13 protein-coding genes are annotated in these 18,113 nt (G+C 57.4%); 4 read left to right on the top strand and 9 right to left on the bottom strand.

What is annotated here, in order from left to right:
- Window positions 1–7 precede the first annotated feature (7 nt).
- The 3 genes from BUC32_RS00890 to BUC32_RS00880 all read left to right on the top strand — a co-directional run bounded on the left by BUC32_RS00890 (window position 8) and on the right by BUC32_RS00880 (window position 5,046).
- A complete protein-coding gene (locus BUC32_RS00890) occupies window positions 8–499 on the top strand; it encodes an enoyl-CoA hydratase (protein WP_073248442.1) in 492 nt (163 codons plus the stop codon).
- Window positions 500–574: 75 nt separating this feature from the next.
- On the top strand, window positions 575–1,924 hold the full coding sequence (locus BUC32_RS00885) for an efflux RND transporter periplasmic adaptor subunit (RefSeq protein ID WP_073248440.1): 1,350 nt from the start codon (window positions 575–577) through the stop codon (window positions 1,922–1,924).
- On the top strand, window positions 1,921–5,046 hold the full coding sequence (locus BUC32_RS00880) for an efflux RND transporter permease subunit (RefSeq protein WP_073248439.1): 3,126 nt from the start codon (window positions 1,921–1,923) through the stop codon (window positions 5,044–5,046). The genes BUC32_RS00885 and BUC32_RS00880 overlap by 4 nt, the downstream gene beginning before the upstream one ends.
- Before the next feature lie 33 nt (window positions 5,047–5,079).
- Here the strand turns inward: BUC32_RS00880 and BUC32_RS00875 are convergent, their stop codons facing one another.
- The 8 genes from BUC32_RS00875 to BUC32_RS00840 form a co-directional block, all read right to left on the bottom strand.
- Window positions 5,080–5,562 carry an RNA pyrophosphohydrolase gene (locus BUC32_RS00875; RefSeq protein ID WP_073248438.1) on the bottom strand — a complete coding sequence of 161 codons (483 nt, stop codon included), beginning with the start codon at window positions 5,560–5,562 and terminating at the stop codon, window positions 5,080–5,082.
- 147 nt (window positions 5,563–5,709) lie between these two features.
- Window positions 5,710–7,041 (bottom strand): S41 family peptidase, encoded by a 1,332-nt coding sequence (locus tag BUC32_RS00870; protein WP_073248437.1) that lies wholly within the window; start codon window positions 7,039–7,041, stop codon window positions 5,710–5,712.
- Between the two features lie 3 nt (window positions 7,042–7,044).
- Window positions 7,045–8,181 carry a murein hydrolase activator EnvC family protein gene (locus tag BUC32_RS00865; protein ID WP_073248429.1) on the bottom strand — a complete coding sequence of 379 codons (1,137 nt, stop codon included), beginning with the start codon at window positions 8,179–8,181 and terminating at the stop codon, window positions 7,045–7,047.
- The gene (gene gpmI, locus BUC32_RS00860; protein ID WP_073248699.1) at window positions 8,181–9,698 is read right to left on the bottom strand and encodes a 2,3-bisphosphoglycerate-independent phosphoglycerate mutase; all 1,518 of its coding nucleotides are present in this window, start codon (window positions 9,696–9,698) and stop codon (window positions 8,181–8,183) included. The genes BUC32_RS00865 and gpmI overlap by 1 nt, the downstream gene beginning before the upstream one ends.
- Window positions 9,699–9,801: 103 nt before the next feature.
- A complete protein-coding gene (locus BUC32_RS00855) occupies window positions 9,802–11,844 on the bottom strand; it encodes a hypothetical protein (RefSeq protein ID WP_073248427.1) in 2,043 nt (680 codons plus the stop codon).
- Complete coding sequence (locus BUC32_RS00850) at window positions 11,841–14,588, bottom strand: DUF4159 domain-containing protein (protein ID WP_073248425.1); 2,748 nt, start codon at window positions 14,586–14,588, stop codon at window positions 11,841–11,843. Before BUC32_RS00850 ends, BUC32_RS00855 begins: the two co-directional genes overlap by 4 nt.
- Window positions 14,585–15,457, bottom strand: a complete 873-nt coding sequence (locus BUC32_RS00845; protein WP_073248423.1) for a DUF58 domain-containing protein — start codon at window positions 15,455–15,457, stop codon at window positions 14,585–14,587. The genes BUC32_RS00850 and BUC32_RS00845 overlap by 4 nt, the downstream gene beginning before the upstream one ends.
- Window positions 15,454–16,461, bottom strand: coding sequence for an AAA family ATPase (locus BUC32_RS00840; RefSeq protein WP_073248421.1), 1,008 nt, complete (start codon window positions 16,459–16,461; stop codon window positions 15,454–15,456). Before BUC32_RS00840 ends, BUC32_RS00845 begins: the two co-directional genes overlap by 4 nt.
- 67 nt (window positions 16,462–16,528) lie before the next feature.
- On the opposite strand from BUC32_RS00840, the gene BUC32_RS00835 reads away from it, so the two are divergent.
- On the top strand, window positions 16,529–17,119 hold the full coding sequence (locus BUC32_RS00835) for a DUF1285 domain-containing protein (protein ID WP_073248697.1): 591 nt from the start codon (window positions 16,529–16,531) through the stop codon (window positions 17,117–17,119).
- Here BUC32_RS00835 and BUC32_RS00830 read toward each other — a convergent pair.
- On the bottom strand, window positions 17,116–18,054 hold the full coding sequence (locus BUC32_RS00830) for a DMT family transporter (protein ID WP_083599186.1): 939 nt from the start codon (window positions 18,052–18,054) through the stop codon (window positions 17,116–17,118). The genes BUC32_RS00835 and BUC32_RS00830 overlap by 4 nt on opposite strands.
- Window positions 18,055–18,113: the final 59 nt, after the last annotated feature.

Genomic DNA, 18,113 nt, shown 5'->3' with positions numbered 1-18,113 from the left:
AACTGTCATGAAGAAACTTGTTCATTTTGTCGCTGAGATTGGCACGATCATGTATGTGGGCGGGATTTTGTCTCATATCGTCATTGGCGCGATCAACGCTCACCCAAGCCCTGAGGTCGCCAGTACGATCTTGTTCTACAAACTCCAAAGCGCCTATATTCTGATCCTGCCGGGGCTGGCGTTAAAAATTCTCACTGATCTGATCCTGGTCTTTGCCTTTGGCGAACGAGCCTGGTGGATGCGGGTCAAACTGGCCATGACCGCCTTTCTGGCTGTGAACGCTTTTGTCTTTCTGGTCCCTATGATGCCTGATCTGTTGGCTTTGGCGCAGGCTTCAATCCCGGACGGCAAACTAAGCGAAGAATTCCACGTCTTGGAAAGCAAAGAGATTTTAGTTGGCGTGTCGAACGTCATTCCGCTGATCGTGGAACTGATTATGGGGTCTTTCAAGCCGGCATTGTCCCGCCGAGAGCGCGCTGCAAACCCGCAATTGGCCTGATGCAATAAAACATTTTCTTCTTTGGTCGCCCCCATGCGACAAATACCCAAGACCAAAAATCGTAAAAGGTGCCCCATGAACTTCCGCCCGCTTCTCTTTATCCCTCCCATTGCTGCAGGTGTCGCGGTGTTCATGTGGCTGACGACGGCCGGGCCGGAAAGCGAAATGGAAGCGCCACCAGAAACGGTGACCGTCGTCAGGACATTGTCCTTGGCACCAACGATGGCAACCCCGTCTGCGTCAGGGTATGGCCGGGTTGTCGCAGAGGACAGCTGGTCCGCCATTTCGCAGGTTCAGGGACGGGCAGTTCTTGTTGACCCTGAACTGGATGAAGGGGCTATTATCGAGGCCGGGACAGAGATTATCCGAATTGACGCGCGAGATTATGAAATCAGTCTTGCCCGAGCGATTGCGTCCCGCGACAGCGCGCAGGCAGCCCTCGAAGAGCTCACCGCTTCTGAAGAAAATACCCGCTCTACAATCCGGCTGGAAAAACGCATTGAGGAGCTGCGCAAAAGCGAGCTTGGTCGACAAGAAACCCTGTTGGCGCGCGGCAATGCCTCGCAAGCCAAGGTGGATGAGGCTGTGCGCGTCCTGCTGGCTCAGGAAAAAGTCGTTCTGTCCCTCGAAAACTCTTTGCGCCTGCTTCCGGCGCAGCGCGCGTCCCTGCAGGCCACGTTTGACACGCGCCTTGTTGACATTGAAGAGGCCGAGCGCGCCCTGGCCAACACCTCGATTTTTGCCCCGCTTACAGGCCGAGTGACCGCCACAACGGTCTCTGACGGACAGTTCGTACGGGTGGGTGATACTCTGGCAACGATTGAAGGCACCAATGCGTCCGAAGTTGTAGCCGAGTTCCAGACCCGTGTTTTGGGCAATCTTTTTACAACACTGGAAAACGACCTCACCCGTGAAAAGCTGGTCGGCCTTGGAGCAGCAGACGCTTCGGTCCTCCTCAAGCGGTTCAATTTGCAAGCCAAAGTGCGCATGAGTTCCGGGGATCAGGAATTCTTTTGGCCGGCTGAAGTCATTCGGTTTGATGGCAGCGCCGACCCCACAACAGGAACAGTTGGCATTGTCGTGCGGATCGCAGACCCAAGCCTTCCGGACCCGGAGCGCCCCGGCCCGCCTTTGTCCAATGGGTCATTTGTCGAAGTGCAAATGTCTATGCCCAAACCCATTTCGGCGCTTCGGGTTCAACGTTCGGCGATCCACACCGATGACGCCGGAAGCTATGTCTATACGGTGGATGGTCAATCCCGTCTGGCGCGAAACCCGATCCAGACCGGATCAGTGCAAGACGACATGGTTGTTGTTTTATCCGGGCTCTCAGAAGGGGATGAAATCGTCCTGTCTGATCCGCGTCCTGCCATTGTTGGCATGCTTTTGAAGCCTGTTGATGACCGCGAGGTGTCAACAGAATGATTGCCTATTTTACACGCCACCCAGTTGCCGCCAACCTGGCATTGATCGGAGTCTCCCTGATGGGGATATTCGCGGTTTTGGGTATGGAACGCGAAAGCTTTCCAGAATTTACCGCCACCAATGTATCGGTATCAGTCCAATACCCCGGCGCCTCGGCCGGGGATGTCGATGAACAGGTCTGCATCGTTTTGGACAGCGCGCTTGGTGCTGTTGACAACCTTGAAGATTTTGAGTGCTTGTCGGTCGAAAATCGGGCCACCGCGACCCTCAAAATGGCGGAAAACGGGGATATCGGCCAGTTTTACAACGATATTTCCTCGGAAGTTTCCAGCATCAATGATTTGCCGGACGACGCCGAATTGCCTTCGGTTTCGATCCTTGGACAAACCGAAGTCATTGCCTCAATCGCCGTATCAGGGATCGACTCCCGCGAGTCTTTGATCCAGTTCGCGGATGAATTTGCCGACGAAGTTGCATCTCTTTCGATGATTGCGACAGCAAACGTATCTGGCATTTCCAATGCAGAATACCGGATCTCATTTGATCAGCTTGCGCTGCGCCGTTACGGGATCAGCCCCAAAGATCTGGCGGATGCGGTCGCCGCTCGCAGTCTGCGCGCTCCGCTTGGCACTGTTTCAACCACCGGGCGCGATGTCACTCTACGGTTTTATGACGCGCAGCGCTCTATTACCGATCTTGAAAATCTGGTCCTTCTGGAAAGTACGGATGGTGGCATCGTCCGCCTGATCGATGTGGCCAAAGTGCACCTGACTGACGAGTCCCCGGAAATTCAATCCTTCATTGACGGAGATCGTGCCGCGATCATCCAAGTGGCAAAAACCAAATCCGATGACGCGATCAAAGCTTTTGCGCAGGTCGAAGAAATGATCAAAAAGGCCGAGTCTCAGTATCCTGCCCCGTTTCGGATTTCGGTGGTGAACAACCTGACCGAAGCCGTGGATTCGCGGATCAGTCTGGTGTTGGGCAACTCTGTGGTCAGTATCGCGCTGGTGGTTCTGGTGATGTGTCTGTTCTTTTCAATCTCCGAGGCGATCTGGATTTCCTTCGCTCTGCCATTTTCGTTTCTGGGTGGCATTTTCCTGATGAGTCAGGTCGGCATGACGATCAATATCATTTCACTGATCGGCCTGTTGATGGCGATTGGTTTGATAATGGATGACAGTATCGTTATTGCCGACAATATTGCCAAGTGGCGGCGAAAACTTGGACCTCGGGAAGCCGCCATCAAAGGCACGCTTGAAGTGATGCCGGGTGTGGTATCATCGTTTCTGACAACCTCCTGCGTGTTTGGTCCGCTGATGTTCCTGTCCGGTGAAACCGGCAAAGTTCTTCAGGTCATCCCGGTGGTCTTGTTGCTGACCATGGCCACCAGCCTGATTGAAGCTTTTCTGATCCTGCCGCACCACATGAGCCACACCACGGCTGACCCTGAGGTCAATGCCCGGCGCCTGATACCACGCACTCTTGATCGGATACGGGACGGATTTGTGATCCCGACCGCGGCGCTTTTTGTGCGTTGGCGCTATGCCACGCTTGGGACGGTATTTGCGATCCTGATTGTCAGCGTGGGCTTTCTGGCCTCTGGCCTGATCAAGGTGGTGGGTTTCCCTGAAACTGAAGGCGACACGGTTGAAGCACGGATCGCCCTGACTTCTGGCCTGCCGATTGAACGCACACAAGCGGCCGTCGCGCATCTGGTTAAGGGTATTGAACAGGTCGATCGGGAACTGACACCAAACACAACCGATGGCGCGCCTTTGGTGGAACGTGTGCTGGTTCGCTATGCGACAAACCAGGATGTCAAAGACAACGGGGCCTACACCGCAACGATCACCGTTGACCTTCTGGACAGTGAATTGCGAAATGTCACAGCCGACGACGTTCTGGCAGCGTGGAAACTGGCGGCAGGACCGATTCCTGATCTGGCTCAGAACAACTTTACCCAGGTTGCCGGAGGGCCGGGCGGCCACGACCTTGATGTGGAACTTGCGTCGCGCGATCTGGAGCAGCTTGAAGCCGCCAGTAACGCGCTTTTGACAGCGCTCGTATCCCGCGATGACGTCACCGAGGCCTATCAGGATTTTTCAGCGGGCAGGCCCGAAATCCGCCTTTCGCTGAGTGAATTTGGCTATGTCAGCGGCCTCACACCGCAAGCCATTAGCGCACAGTTGCGCGCCGCATTCTCCGGGACGGAAACAGACAGCTTTCGCCAAAATGAATCGGATGTCAGCATCCGGGTTGAACTCGGCAATACAGTGCCCACCTTGGCGGATCTTGAACAGTTCCCGCTGACCCTTCCTGGCGGCGATCAGGTGGCGCTCAGCACCGTCGCCAAAATTGAACATACCGGCGCTTACGCCCAGATCACCCGCAAGAACGGGCGCGCCATTGCCCGGATCATCGGTAAAATTGACCGCAGCGCGACGACCTCTACGGCAATCTCCTCTGTGGTGACGGATCAACTGGGGCCACTGTTGCACGAACGGTTCCCGGACGTGACCATCGGCATCGGGGGCGCAACAGAGGAACAACAGAAAACCCAAACATCAATTGCGACTGCACTGTTGACCGGATTGGTCGGTGTCTATCTGATCCTGGCGTTCCAGTTCCACAGTTACACCCTGCCCTTCATGGTGATGCTCAGCATTCCCTTTGCGTTGATCGGGACAATTTTTGGACATTTTGCCATGGGACTTGATATTTCCATGCCAAGTTTTATCGGCTTTGCCTCCCTCGCCGGGGTGGTGGTGAACAATGCAATCCTGTTCCTGACCTTCTTTGAAGCCGAGATTGAAGGAGACGACTATCTGACTGCAGCGGTCGAGGCTGTGCGCCACAGGTTCCGCCCCGTCGTTCTGTCGTTCTCGACCACCTTCGCCGGGTTGCTGCCGATGTTGTTTGAAACCAGTCCTCATGCGCAGGTACTTGTGCCCTTGGTCACAGCCGTGGCTTTTGGTCTTATGGCGTCGACCTTGCTGGTCATTTTCGTATTCCCAAGCATCCTTGGGATATATTTCGACATCGTGGATGTGCGAAAATGGCTCTCCAAGCGCAATGGGCCGCACAAAAAAGCCGGCAAACTACAAGACGTTCAGGTCTGACTTTGGCGCACCGAAGGATCGGTGCGTGACGGTCTAAAGGTGGTTTTTGAACGCTGCCAGCACGTTGCGATAGACGTCCCTTTTGAAGGGCACGATCTTTTCAACCAACTGATCTGATGGCAGCCAGCGCCACTGCGAGAACTCAGCGTGTTCGGTCTTGATGTTCACGTCCGCATCGGTGCCGTGGTAACGTAAAAGGTACCATTTTTGCTCTTGCCCGCGATAGCGGCCTTTCCAGATACGCGGCACAAGTTCATGCGGCAGATCATAAGGCAGCCAATCGTCGGTCTCAGCTTCAATGGTCACAAGGTCCGACACCACGCCGGTTTCTTCCCAAAGTTCGCGCAAAACCGCATCGCGGGGGTCTTCCCCCTTGTCGACGCCGCCTTGGGGCATCTGCCAGGCATCTGTTGGGTTGTCGATTCGCTGGCCGACAAAGACATGCCCGTCAGAGTTCATCAGCATCACCCCAACACAGGGCCGATACGGGAGTTTGGCGATCTCTTCGGGGCTCATGTGACAACCTCATTTCTTCCGGAAACGCCACACATCTATTATGGCAGCTGGCTTGTTGCAATCCGCCTGTCGCCGCACCGGACAACACCAGACATGAAAAAGGCGCCCCGAAGCAGAGCGCCTTTTCATAGCTTACTTACAATCGATTTACTCTTTAGAGCCCAAAGCTGAGAGGCCTTTGAGGATATCGATCGCATAGGCCAGCTGATAATCGTCTTCACGCAGCTTGGCGGCCTCTTCGGTTTTGGCGCGATCCTCTTCGATCTGACGAATTTCGTCTTCGGTCAGGCTGTCGTTATCAAGGCTGCCACGCAGGTCCGCTTCGGTCCGCATCTTGCGCTTTTCTTCCTCTTCTTCCGTTGCCGGAACGCGGCGTGGTTGTGCGACAACAATATCCGGAGACACGCCCAGCGCCTGAATCGAGCGCCCTGAGGGTGTGTAATACCGTGCCGTGGTCAGGCGCATCGCGGCATTGCCACGCAACGGCATCACCGTCTGAACCGAGCCCTTACCAAAGCTCTTGGTGCCCACAACGATAGCGCGGCGATGATCCTGCAGCGCACCCGCCACAATTTCCGAAGCCGAGGCTGACCCGCCATTGATCAGTACAACAAGAGGCTTGCCATCTGCCAAATCGCCCGGTGTCGCGTTGTAGCGATCCCCATCCTCGGGATCACGGCCACGGGTTGAAACAATCTCGCCTTTCTCAAGGAAGGCATCCGACACGCGGATCGCTTGGGTCAACAGGCCACCCGGATTGTTGCGCAGATCCAGAACAATGCCGTTGACGTTGTCCATGCCACCCAATTCTTCTGCTTGCTTTTTCAGGCCCGCTTCGAGGTTTACCATGGTCTGGTCGTTGAATGTTGTTACCCGCAGAACAACGGTGTTGCCCTGGGTGCGCGAACGCACGGCTGTGAGCTTGATGGTGTCGCGGATAATCGACACATCAAACGGCTCAGGTTCACCTTCGCGGCCCACGGTGATCACAATCTCGGACCCAACCGGACCGCGCATCATTTCCACCGCCTGATCCAATGTCAGACCAAGAACGCTTTCGCCATCTACATGAGTGATAAAATCGCCTGCTTCGATGCCGGCGGCATCTGCTGGTGTGCCATCGATCGGAGACACCACTTTGACAAAGCCGTCTTCTTGCGTGACTTCGATGCCCAGACCACCAAACTCACCACGGGTTTGCACGCGCATGTCTTCCGCATCGTCCGGCGACAGGTAGGACGAATGGGGATCAAGTGAGGTCAGCATGCCATTGATGGCCGCCTCAATCAGGTCTCCTTCGTCGACGTCTTCGACATATTGGGCCCGAATGCGTTCAAAGATGTCACCGAACAGATCAAGCTGTTCATAGACATTGGTTGTGCGCGCGCTTTCCTGAGCCAGCAGGGGGCCAGCCACCTGCGTCGCCATGAGCACGCCCGCGAGGGTGCCGGTAAGTGCGGCCGCGACAAATTTCTTCATCAATTATCCATCCTTGTCTGTGCGGAACCAGATTTCAGGGTCCACGGCATCTTTGCCTTGTCTGACTTCTATATAGAGCGTTTCTGTGCGTTCGTTTCCAGTGCCTTCACCGGATGTTGAAAGAATTGAGCCAATTTGTGGGTCTTGCCCCCCCATTAACCCAATCGGAGAGCCTTCGGGGATCACTTGGCCGGTCGCGCCAAACACAGTGTCCATGCCAGCCAAGACAAACATCAGCCCGGCCTGGGGTTCAAGAATCATCACAGTGCCATAATCCAGTAGCGGACCACGATAGCGGATTGTCGCCGCCGTGGGCGAGGTGACCAGCGCATTCGCGCGCGTCGCCAGCACCAGACCGGGACGGCGAATACCAGCGGCATCTGCCTCATGCGCGTGGCGCAAAACCTGCGCCTCAACCGGCAAGGACAATTCCCCCATGCGGTAGGTCACGTCAGGCAGAATCTCGGCTTCGGCCTCGTCTTCCTGAATGACACTCAAGCCACTGGCAAAGCCTTCCAGAGTTTCGGTGGAAGCAATCAGCAGCGCAGTTTTCACCGGATCATCTGCGAAGCGAAGCGGTAAATCGGTGCGATCGGAAATCGCCTGACTGAGCGACGTACGCGCCGTCTGGACACCGGTCAGACCGTCCTGCAATTTCTCAGCGGCCCCTTGCTGCAACTCTCGCAGAATAGAGACTTCTTCCAGATCATAACGTAACTTCGCGGCGCGTTCGTCCAGCGCAGGTGTGACGTCGGCCAAAATCATCCCGGACCGCGCGGTCCCCATAGGGCCTTCGGGGTGCAACAGCATCACCGGGGCTGGCCCTTGACCCATGCCCTGCAGCACACCCAGCAAACGGGCAATCTCATCTTCTTGTGCTTTCAGCTCGCGCCCGATCTGAGCTTCGCGAATAGCCGCACGGCGCAACCCTTCGCGCAAGGCCGCAAGCCCGGCCTCATAGGCCTGCACCGTTTCCGTCAGCGCGGCGACCCGGTCGCGCGATTTTTTAGCGTCCTGCAGAGAAAGGGAAGCGGCCTCAAGCTGATCGGCCGCCGCTATCGCCGCTTCGGCAGGGCTGGTTTCAGCGCGGGCAAAACCCGCAACCAGTCCCACAAACATCAACGCCGCAATCCACTTCATCAGGAAATCAAACTTTCTCCGGTCATTTCGGGCGGTTGATCCAGCCCCATCAAATCCAACAGCGAAGGTGCAAGGTCGGCCAAACGGCCAGACCGCAACGACGCGCCTTCAGGACCATTGACCAGAACGACAGGCACCAGATTGGTCGTATGGGCCGTATGTGGCCCACCGGTAATTGGGTCTACCATCACCTCGCAATTGCCGTGATCCGCGGTCACAATCATCGCACCGCCCACTTTGGTCAAGGCCTCGCACACGGCCGCCAAACCCTGATCCACGGCTTCACAGGCCAGCATTGCCGCATTCAGATCTCCGGTATGGCCTACCATGTCCGGGTTGGCATAGTTGGTGACGATCAGATCATAGCCGTCTTCGATGGCGCCAACAAAATGCTCGGTCACTTCCGCTGCGGACATTTCAGGCTGCAAATCATAGGTCGCAACCTTGGGCGATGCCGCCATATAGCGATCCTCACCCTGTTCGGGCTGTTCCTTGCCGCCATTCAGGAAAAACGTGACATGCGGATATTTTTCAGTTTCCGCCAAATGGAACTGGCGCAGCCCTTTTTTGGACACCCATTCCCCCAACGTATTCACGATCTCCTGCTTGGGGTAGCAGGTGGTCATATAGGTGCGGTGATCTTCAGAATAGTCGACCATCCCCAACATCGCTGCCCATTTTGGGCGTGTACCCGTGTCAAAGGCATCAAACCCCGGCTTACCAATCGCTGCCAGGATTTCCCGCGCCCGGTCTGCCCGAAAATTGAGGCAAAAGAACCCGTCTCCGTCCGTCGCCCCGGCGAAATCTCCAAGAATTGTCGGGGTGATAAACTCGTCGGTTTCTGACCGGTTATAGGCATTGGACACCGCCGCGTGGGCGTCATCAGCATGGTTGCCTTCGCCCTTGATCCAGGCATTGTAGGCTTCCGCGACACGTTCCCAGCGATTGTCACGGTCCATCGCGAAATAGCGCCCGGAAACCGTGACCAGACGCGCGCCATCTGGCAAACGGTCCGCCAGTGTTTCCAGATAGGTAAACGCGGATTTGGGGGCGACATCACGCCCATCAGTGATCGCATGCAAAGCCACAGGCACGCCCGCATCCGCTACAGCCTTGGCCGCTGCCAGAATATGCTCGATATGGCCGTGCACACCGCCATCCGAAATCATACCCATCAGATGCGCGGTGCCGCCGGTATCTTTCATAGTCCGGATAAAGGTCTGCAGAGCATCATTGTCAAAGAACGAACCTTCTTCGATCGCCAGATCAATCTGGCCCAAATCCATTGCGACAACCCGACCGGCGCCAATATTGGTGTGCCCCACTTCGGAATTGCCCATCTGCCCTGTCGGAAGCCCCACATCCGGACCATGGGTGATCAGGGTTGCATTTGGGCACTCGGCCATCATCGCGTCAAACGTTGGCGTTGCGGCCAATGCGGGCGCGTTGGCCTCATTTGTGTCGCTGATCCCCCACCCATCGAGAATGCAAAGGACTACAGGTTTGGGCGTGATCATTTCGGGCTGCTCCAACTTGCTTTGGACGCGTTCTACCGCGACCAAGGCCTAGGGTGAACCGGTTTCTTGGCCAACACAGCGGTATGGCCTTGTGCCAGTCGCTTTACCGGCGCCCTTCGCGCAGCCAGCCGCCCAATATCAACATTGATGTCATCATCAAAATCAACCAGGCAGGCAGGATCGGTGTGCGCGCAACATCGCGCACCTCGTAGGCATCTCGCGGTGTCAGACCCAGCCAGCCATTGCCTGCAGCAGGTCGCCCGGGGCGCACGGACCGTACTCCCGGCAGACCGTCCTCCAGTGCAAAACTGCCGCCGCGTTGGCTCTGCAGTATCGGGTCTAGAACTTCGCCCGTGGCAATCGTGCTCACAAATTCTCGCGGAGCGGCGGGCCCCAGACCAATCACCGCTTCCTGTTCACCATTCACCAACCTGTAAAGACCGATGTCCTGTCCTGTGTACCTTGCTTCAAAATGGCCGGGGCGCAATTCCAGCAATGGCAAGGTTTCCTGCACGCCCGAAGGCGCCGTGACCACAACATCACCCGCGCCTACCTCCAGCGTGCGACGAATGATGCGCATGTCCTGACCATTGGCCTCGGCCCACAGCGCTTCTTCTTCCAACTCTGGCTCGCCCATCATCCAATGCGCCAACCGGCGCAACAGTTCCAGCTGCGGTCCACCGCCTTCGTATCCACGTGCCCAAAGCCACGCCTGATCCGACGCAATGAGGGCTACGCGCCCGTCCTCAACCCGATCAAGAACCAGTAATGGCAGCCCTTCGGCCCCTGTCATGACAACATCGCCTTCACCGGGTTCGACCTCAATCTGACGCAGCCAGCGCCCCCAGGTTTCCTGATCTGGCAGACCTGCAGTCACGGGGTGACGCGCTCCGAGTTCGGACACTTTTGGCGTATAGGCCTGATCGATCACCCGCGCCGTTGGACGCGCTGGCAGGACATCTTCCAATGGGGAACGATAGATGCTGTCCGCACTGGCAAAATCCGGCCCGGCACTGACCAAAACGGCCCCACCGCCCCGCACGTATTGCACCACATTGTCCAGATACAAGGATGGCAAAATACCCCGGCGCTGATACCGGTCGAAAATGATGAGATCGAAGTCTTCGATCTTTTCCATGAACAATTCGCGGGTTGGAAAAGCGATTAACGACAATTCGCTGACCGGCACGCCATCCTGCTTTTCAGGTGGGCGCAAAATGGTGAAATGCACCAGATCAACGGACGCGTCCGATTTCAAAAGATTGCGCCATGTCCGTCCTCCGGGATGCGGCTCACCGCTGACCAGCAGCACACGCAGGCGATCACGCACCCCATTGATCTGCACCAGCGCGCTGTTGTTGCGGTCCGTCAGTTCACCTTCTGCTGCGGGCACTTTGAACTGAATCACATTGCGCCCCCCATGCGGGAGCGTCACAGGCAGTTCCACTGATTGTCCAATCGGCACCATAAAACCGCGCGGCTCTTCACCATCGACAGAAATTTCGACTGGCGCCTTACCCCCATTTGAGGGCACGGCACCGCTGTCTTCTACGCGCATCGTCAGAGTGATCGGCTCTCCCAGAATGGCAAAAGCAGGCGCGCCAGTGACAATCAGGCGGCGATCCCAATCGGACCGACGCCCGGTGTGCAGCAGATGCATAGGTGCCGGCAGATCAGGGGCGCGTTCCATATCATGCACATGTCCATCGCTTAGAGCGAGAATGCCGGCAATGCGGCCACGGGGCTCCTGTGCCAAAGCCTCGGAAAGGGCGCGCATCATCTCGGTGCCTGCATTTCCTGCACCGTCTGGCACATCAATGCGGCGCAACTCGGTGTTGGGACGGTTGGCAAGCCGAGTTTCGAGATCCTGAGCGGCGCGATTGGTCATTGCTGCGCGATCACCCAACTGCTGGCTCGCACTCTGGTCCACCAGCATTAAAACGATATCGCTCAGCGGTTTGCGGTTTTCACCCTGTAAGAACGGCCCGCTCAGGGCGGCCAGCACAACGAGAACGGCCAGCCCACGCAGGCTCCAGCCGCTTAGGCCGCGCCACCATGCCCAGCCAACAGAAATCACACCAATCCCGGCCAGAACAGCCAGCGCCCAAAAGGGCAATAATGGGTCAAACAGGATCTGACTTGTCATTGGCCCAACCTGTCCAAAAGAGCCGGCACATGCACCTGATCGGATTTGTAGTTTCCAGTCAGCACATGCATCACCAGATTCACGCCAAACCGATAGGCCAATTCGCGTTGCCGTTCTCCGGCGCGGCCACGTCCCACGGGCACCATAGTATTGCCGCGACCATCCTGCGCCCAGGCAGATGCCCAGTCATTGCCACCGATCACAACCGGCGTCACCCCGTCGTTCAAGTTGCGAAACGGCATGCCTTCAATTTTGACAGCATCCACCGGAGCGGCCTCGACCCAGACATCCCGGCTGTCATACCGCCCGGGAAAATCCTGCAACAAATAGAAAGTGCGCGTCAGGACGTGGTCATTGGGCAGCACTTCGAGCGGTGGGATATCCAGCGGCGCGGCCAGACGTTGCAGTTTGCGACCATTCGGGCTGGCTGTGCCAAACCGCGCCACATCTGCGTCACGGGTATCAAACAGGATCATACCACCGGATCGCAGGTAGGTGTTCAGCTTTGCATAGGCCTCGGGGGATGGGGTCGGTTGATCCGTAGAGATTGGCCAATAAAGCAAAGGGTAAAACGCCAGCTCATCCGTTTCGAGGTTCAACTCAGCAGGTTCGTTGGGTTCCACCGACGTGCGAAAAAACAACGTCTCGGACAGTCCGACAAGCCCCGCATGAGCCATTTTATCGACGGCGCGATCTCCGGTCAGGATATGGCCTAACACCACTTCACGCGTGTCGCGTATGGCTGTGGCGTTCTGGGCTTCGGAGAGTTGCGGCAATAGCAGGACCGCCAGAACCGCAGCAACCTGTCGACTCCCCCAAAACCGCCCGGAGACCAGAAGAGACGCCAGAACATCCGCTGCCAACAATATCAGCGCCAATCCCAGAAACAGGCCCGACAGGTTCTCTGATGGCGGCGTGCTCAGGCCCTCTACCTGGATATCATTTGGCCAGTCTGCAGCCGTAAGTCTGTTGTCGTCTTCAATCACATTACGAGCCAGCAAATGCATCCCGTCACGATAAAGACCCGGTCTGAGCTTTGGGCCAAGATCGTTCGAGATCAATTCCACCCCATCCACACCGGGCAAGGTCTGACCGTCTTCCAGCCGTCCAAACCCGTCCAGAACCTTTACTGGCTGCCAAATTGTTCCGGCAATGCGATCTTCGCTGGCGCGGTCCGCCGAACTCAGAACAGCCAAACGGTCCAGCATCTGCACAAACAATCCAGACAAAGGTAACCCGGACCATTCCGCATTGGCGGTCACATGGAACAGCACCACCTGCCCTTGCCCCACCTCTTTGCGGGTCACCAAAGGTGTGCCGTCGCTCAGTTCGGCAATCACCCGACTGGCAAGGCTTGGATCGGGTTGCGCCACAACCTGAGCAGAAACACGCACTTCATCAGGTATTTGCAAGCCGAAGAACGGGCTGTCTTGGGAAAATGGCGCCAAGGCTTTGGGTTGGCCCCAGCTCATTGCACCACCGACACTGCGTCCCCCGACCCGCAAGCGCACCGGCATCAAAGGATGTTCGCCGCTACGGGCCAGTTCACTCGCCGCCAGACGCGGCCCCGCAAATCGCACCAAAAGCCCTCCGGCCTCGGTCCATTTCAGCAATGCCGCTTCTTCGGATGGGGCCAGACCGGCCACATCTGCCATGACAACCACATCCGGCTTTGCCGGAAGCAGGTCGCCCAACGGGCCCTCCAGAACTTCGGCATTGGGTTGCAACGCTTGCCGCAGATAGTGCAGCGGCGACAACAATTGCAAACCTTCGCGTTCTTCGCGTCCTGCAATCAGCGCCACCTCGCGGCGTTGCAGGCTGTCATCCGAGAGGGCCACTGCCCCGGCAGATCCTTCGCCCGAGATTTCAAATCGCGTGATGCGCGCACGTAGTTCCGCAGGCAGCGCCAGCTCGGCACTGGCGTTTTCTTCCCCGGCCGCAAAACTCAGTTCCACAGACGCCAGCACTGCTGCCGCCCCCGAGGGGTCTAACCCATGTGCCTGCACCGTGACATCCCGTTCAAGAGCAGGGCCAATCCGCTGTGCTGTGATGCGCAACAATCCACCATCAACAACGGGCCTTTGCAGCGCCATTAGACCCAGGCGGTTCTCAACAACCCTCACGTCCCCATGTGTCTGCAAAACCTGCAACAGCCCGGACCGCGCGGGGTTGGACAGCCCGTCAGACAACCAAATCGTGTCAAAATCCTGTGCACCAAGCGTTGTAGAGAAGCTGCCCATCAGGGTTGGGTCGGGTTGCCACGGGTTCGGCAAAACCCCCGGCAATCGCGCCTTCCACGTGGCCGCCGGTTGAAACCGCGGCGCGTTCGGCTCAGTGAGGGACACGACAGCCGCCAAGCGGTTCGAATGTGCGGCCGCATCCAAAATCCCTTCGACCATCGCCATCCGTTCGCTCCAGGCCGAGGCTGAAGCCCACCCACCATCAAACAACACCAGCAAACGGTTGCTGCCTTGTTTGGACTGGTCCGTGGGGTTCAGGATAGGCCCCGCCAATCCGATAATGACCGCCGCCAGCACCAAGGAGCGCAACAACAACAGCCACCATGGGGTTCGATCGGTCACCGTATCTTCGTCCTGCAACCCCAAAAGCAAGGCCACGCCGGGAAATCGCCGCCGGATCGGAGCAGGCGGGATGGCCCTGAGAAGGATCCAAAGGATCGGTAAGGCGATCAGCCCCAGCAGCACCCATGGTGCGGCGAACCCTATGGGCAGACCAGCAATCACAGCTTTTGCTCCAGCGCGCGATAAATCCACAACAATGCGGATTGCGCGGAATGCCCTGTGTCATGGCTGCCAAACTGCCAGCCTGTCACCCGCGCCAGATGCTGCAACCGATCCCTGCGTTTCGCCAGCCTGTCGAGATATCGCTGGCGCAACTCAGACGCTTTGCGGGTCTCGTGGCTCAGGCTGCCGCCCATGCTTTCAAAAATGGCGCGCCCCTCATACGGAAAGCTTTCTTCGGCAGGGTCAAGTATCTGAAAGATGACACCACGCACACCGCGATCCGCAGCTTTGAGCAAGGCCGCCTCAACCGCATCCATATCCCCCAGAAAATCAGACAGAAAAACCGCCCGCGCATGGGGCAACATCGCCCGTGCCTCGGGCGTGCCGTAGTCATCATTCTCGTCCGTCAGCAACATTTCTGTCAGCCGAAGAATTTGCGCCTCGCCCCGGCGCGGAGGCAAGGTCGTACCGGTCAAACCAACCCGTTCACCCGATCGGATCAACAGGATCGACAAAGCCAGCGACAAAACACGGGCGCGGTCACGTTTGGTCACACCCTCTTTGGTTGATGCAAACCCCATTGAGGCTGCCTGATCCACCCAAAGCATCACCGACTGCGCCACTTGCCATTCCCGCTGACGCACAAATTGGGCATCACTGCGCGCTGACCGACGCCAATCGATCATTCGCAGGCTGTCACCGGGTTGCACCGGTCGGTACTGCCAGAAATCGTCGCCCAGCCCGGCGCGCCTGCGGCCGTGTTCGCCCAACAGGACCGTGCCCGCCAACTGCTCGGCCTGCGCCAACAATGGCGGCAGACGGGCAGCTTCGGCCTCGGCCCGCGTGCGTAGCTGGGGGTTTGAAATCACGCGGCGGCCCCTATTCCGTCAAGGTCGCGCAGCGTGGCCGCAATCAGATCGACGATGGTCTCGCCACGTGCGCGCGCTGCAAAGCTCAACGCCATCCGGTGACTGAGAACCGGCGCCGCCATGTCCATCACATCCTGTGCCGACGGGGCCAGACGCCCATGCAGCAGGGCCTGAGCACGCACGGTCATCATAAAGGCCTGAGCCGCCCGTGGTCCCGGCCCCCAAGCCACGCTCTCGCGCACAGCCTCAGAGGCACTTTCGTCCTCGGGGCGGAAGGCGCGCACCAGATCAAGGATCATTTCCACCACGCTTTCGCCCACGGGCATGCGGCGCAGCAATACCTGTGCCGCAATCAATTCGTCGGCAGTGAACACCTGATGGGCTTCGTCTTCTTCGACACCGGTTGTGGCCAGCAAAATGTCACGCTCGGTGTCGCGCTCAGGATAGGGCACATCAATCTGGACTAAAAAGCGGTCAAGCTGTGCTTCGGGCAGTGGATAGGTGCCTTCCTGTTCAATCGGGTTCTGTGTGGCCAATACGTGAAACGGGTGATCCAACGCGCGATCCTCACCTGCAACAGTGACTTTGCCTTCCTGCATCGCCTGCAACAACGCCGACTGGGTACGAGGGCTGGCGCGGTTGATCTCATCTGCCATCAACAGCTGGCAGAACACCGGCCCCTGAACAAATTTGAATGCCCGGCTGCCATCGCTTCCGGTTTCGAGGATCTCTGAGCCCAGAATATCTGCGGGCATCAGGTCCGGCGTGAACTGCACGCGATTGCCATTCAACCCCATCACTGTCGACAGTGTGTCCACCAACCGGGTTTTACCCAGCCCCGGCAATCCAATCAGAAGCCCGTGTCCACCACACAAAAGCGCCGATAGTGTCAGATCGACCACCCGTTCCTGTCCGATGAACCGTTTGGTGATCGCCGCTTTCGCCAGACCCAGCTTTTCGCCAAGAACTTCGATTTCCTGCACCAGATCGGCGTGTTCGGTCATGACAAATCTCCTGTTTCGGCTATATCCTTTAGAAACTGTATAACGCCTTGATGAAATGACAAAAGCAATGAGCGGACAAATTCCTGTGAAACCTTCAGCAGATGGCATCGCCACAGCAGCCCGTGCGGCCAAAAAAGGCAAGGGTCTGCCACCTGTGCATCTGTGGAATCCGCCGTTTTGCGGCGATCTGGATATGCGCATCGCGCGTGATGGCACATGGTTCTACCTTGGCACTCCGATTGGACGGCATGAACTGGTGCGGCTGTTCTCAAGCATTTTGCGTAAAGACGGCGATAAATACTTTCTGGTGACACCCGTTGAATTGGTTGGCATCACCGTCGACGACGCGCCGTTTGTCGCGGTGGATTTCGAAGTCTCAGGCAATGGCGAAGACCAGATTTTGACTTTTACCACAAATGTCGGAGACGAGGCCGCAGCAGGCCCTGATCTGCCCATCCGTGTTGAACGTGATCCCGAAACAGGCGAACCATCACCCTATGTTCTGATCCGCGCCAACCTTGAGGCGCTTATTGATCGCAAAAGTTTTTACCGGCTGGTGGATTTGGGAGAGCATCAGGACGTGGATAACACAAGCTGGTTTGGCGTACGCTCGGGCGGTGCGTTTTTCCCGATCATTCCGTCTTCTGAATTGCCCTAGACCCGCCTGCGGGGCGGTGGTGTCTGGGCAAGAATGACTCCAATAATGACAATCCCGGCACCCAGCGCGGTGCCCCAATTCCAACCCGCGCCCAGTGCCAACATGATCAGCATCACGTAAAACGGGGCCACATTCATGTGGAAAGACGCCAGCGCAACCCCAAGACGCCCGACGCAGGCGATCCACATGACTTGGCTGAACGCCATGCCCGCCAGCGCATAGATCAACAAAAGACCGATCTGAGAGGCGTCAACCGGTTGGTTGGGCAAAACCTCCATCCCAAGGGTATGCGAAATTATCAAAGCCCCGCCCGCAAACAGAAGCCCCCCCGCCAAGGTGACTGCAGATCGCCCGATCGGGGACAAGCTGGGCAAATCCCTGACACAACAATGGCTGCCAATCGAAAACAGAAATCCGGACGTTATTGCGCTTAGCGCCCCTAGCCCAAGATTTCCCACATCGGCAGAGCCAGTGGCCACGATCCCGCCAATCACAGACGCTCCAAGTCCAAAGGCGAACATTCCGCTAAGACGGCGATTGCCAGTCACCATTTCCACCAGTGTGGCCGCGATGGGCGTTGTTGAGGCGATGATCGCAACAGTGACCGGATCCGTGAAATACTGCGCCAATAGCAACAGATAGGCCCCCAACCCAAAGGTCACGCTTCCGACCAATGTGCCGCGTCCCCATCGGGCGTTAATCACAGCACTTGGGCCGTCCACACTCAGCCAAAGCACCATCAAAACACACACTGAGATGACAAAGCGCCCGGTGATAAGAGCAAGCGGAGGCCAGCTGGTCAGCAAAAGTTCGGCGGCAGGAAATCCGACAGACCACGACAGGACCGCCGCAATACCAAGGGCATTACCAGACAATACCTGACGATGGCGCGCTGCGGTATCAAACCGAGCGGTATCCGGGCCTGTCACGGACATTCCCACACCTTTCAAATCGAATCAGAAGTGGCCCGAAATGAGGCCAATGTAAAAAAGTC

Origin of the sequence: Shimia gijangensis, assembly GCF_900142085.1 — a bacterium.
Taxonomy (GTDB): Bacteria; Pseudomonadota; Alphaproteobacteria; order Rhodobacterales; family Rhodobacteraceae; genus Shimia; species Shimia gijangensis.
Note: the sequence above shows the minus strand (reverse complement) of the source record. Positions and strands in the feature narration are given on the sequence as shown.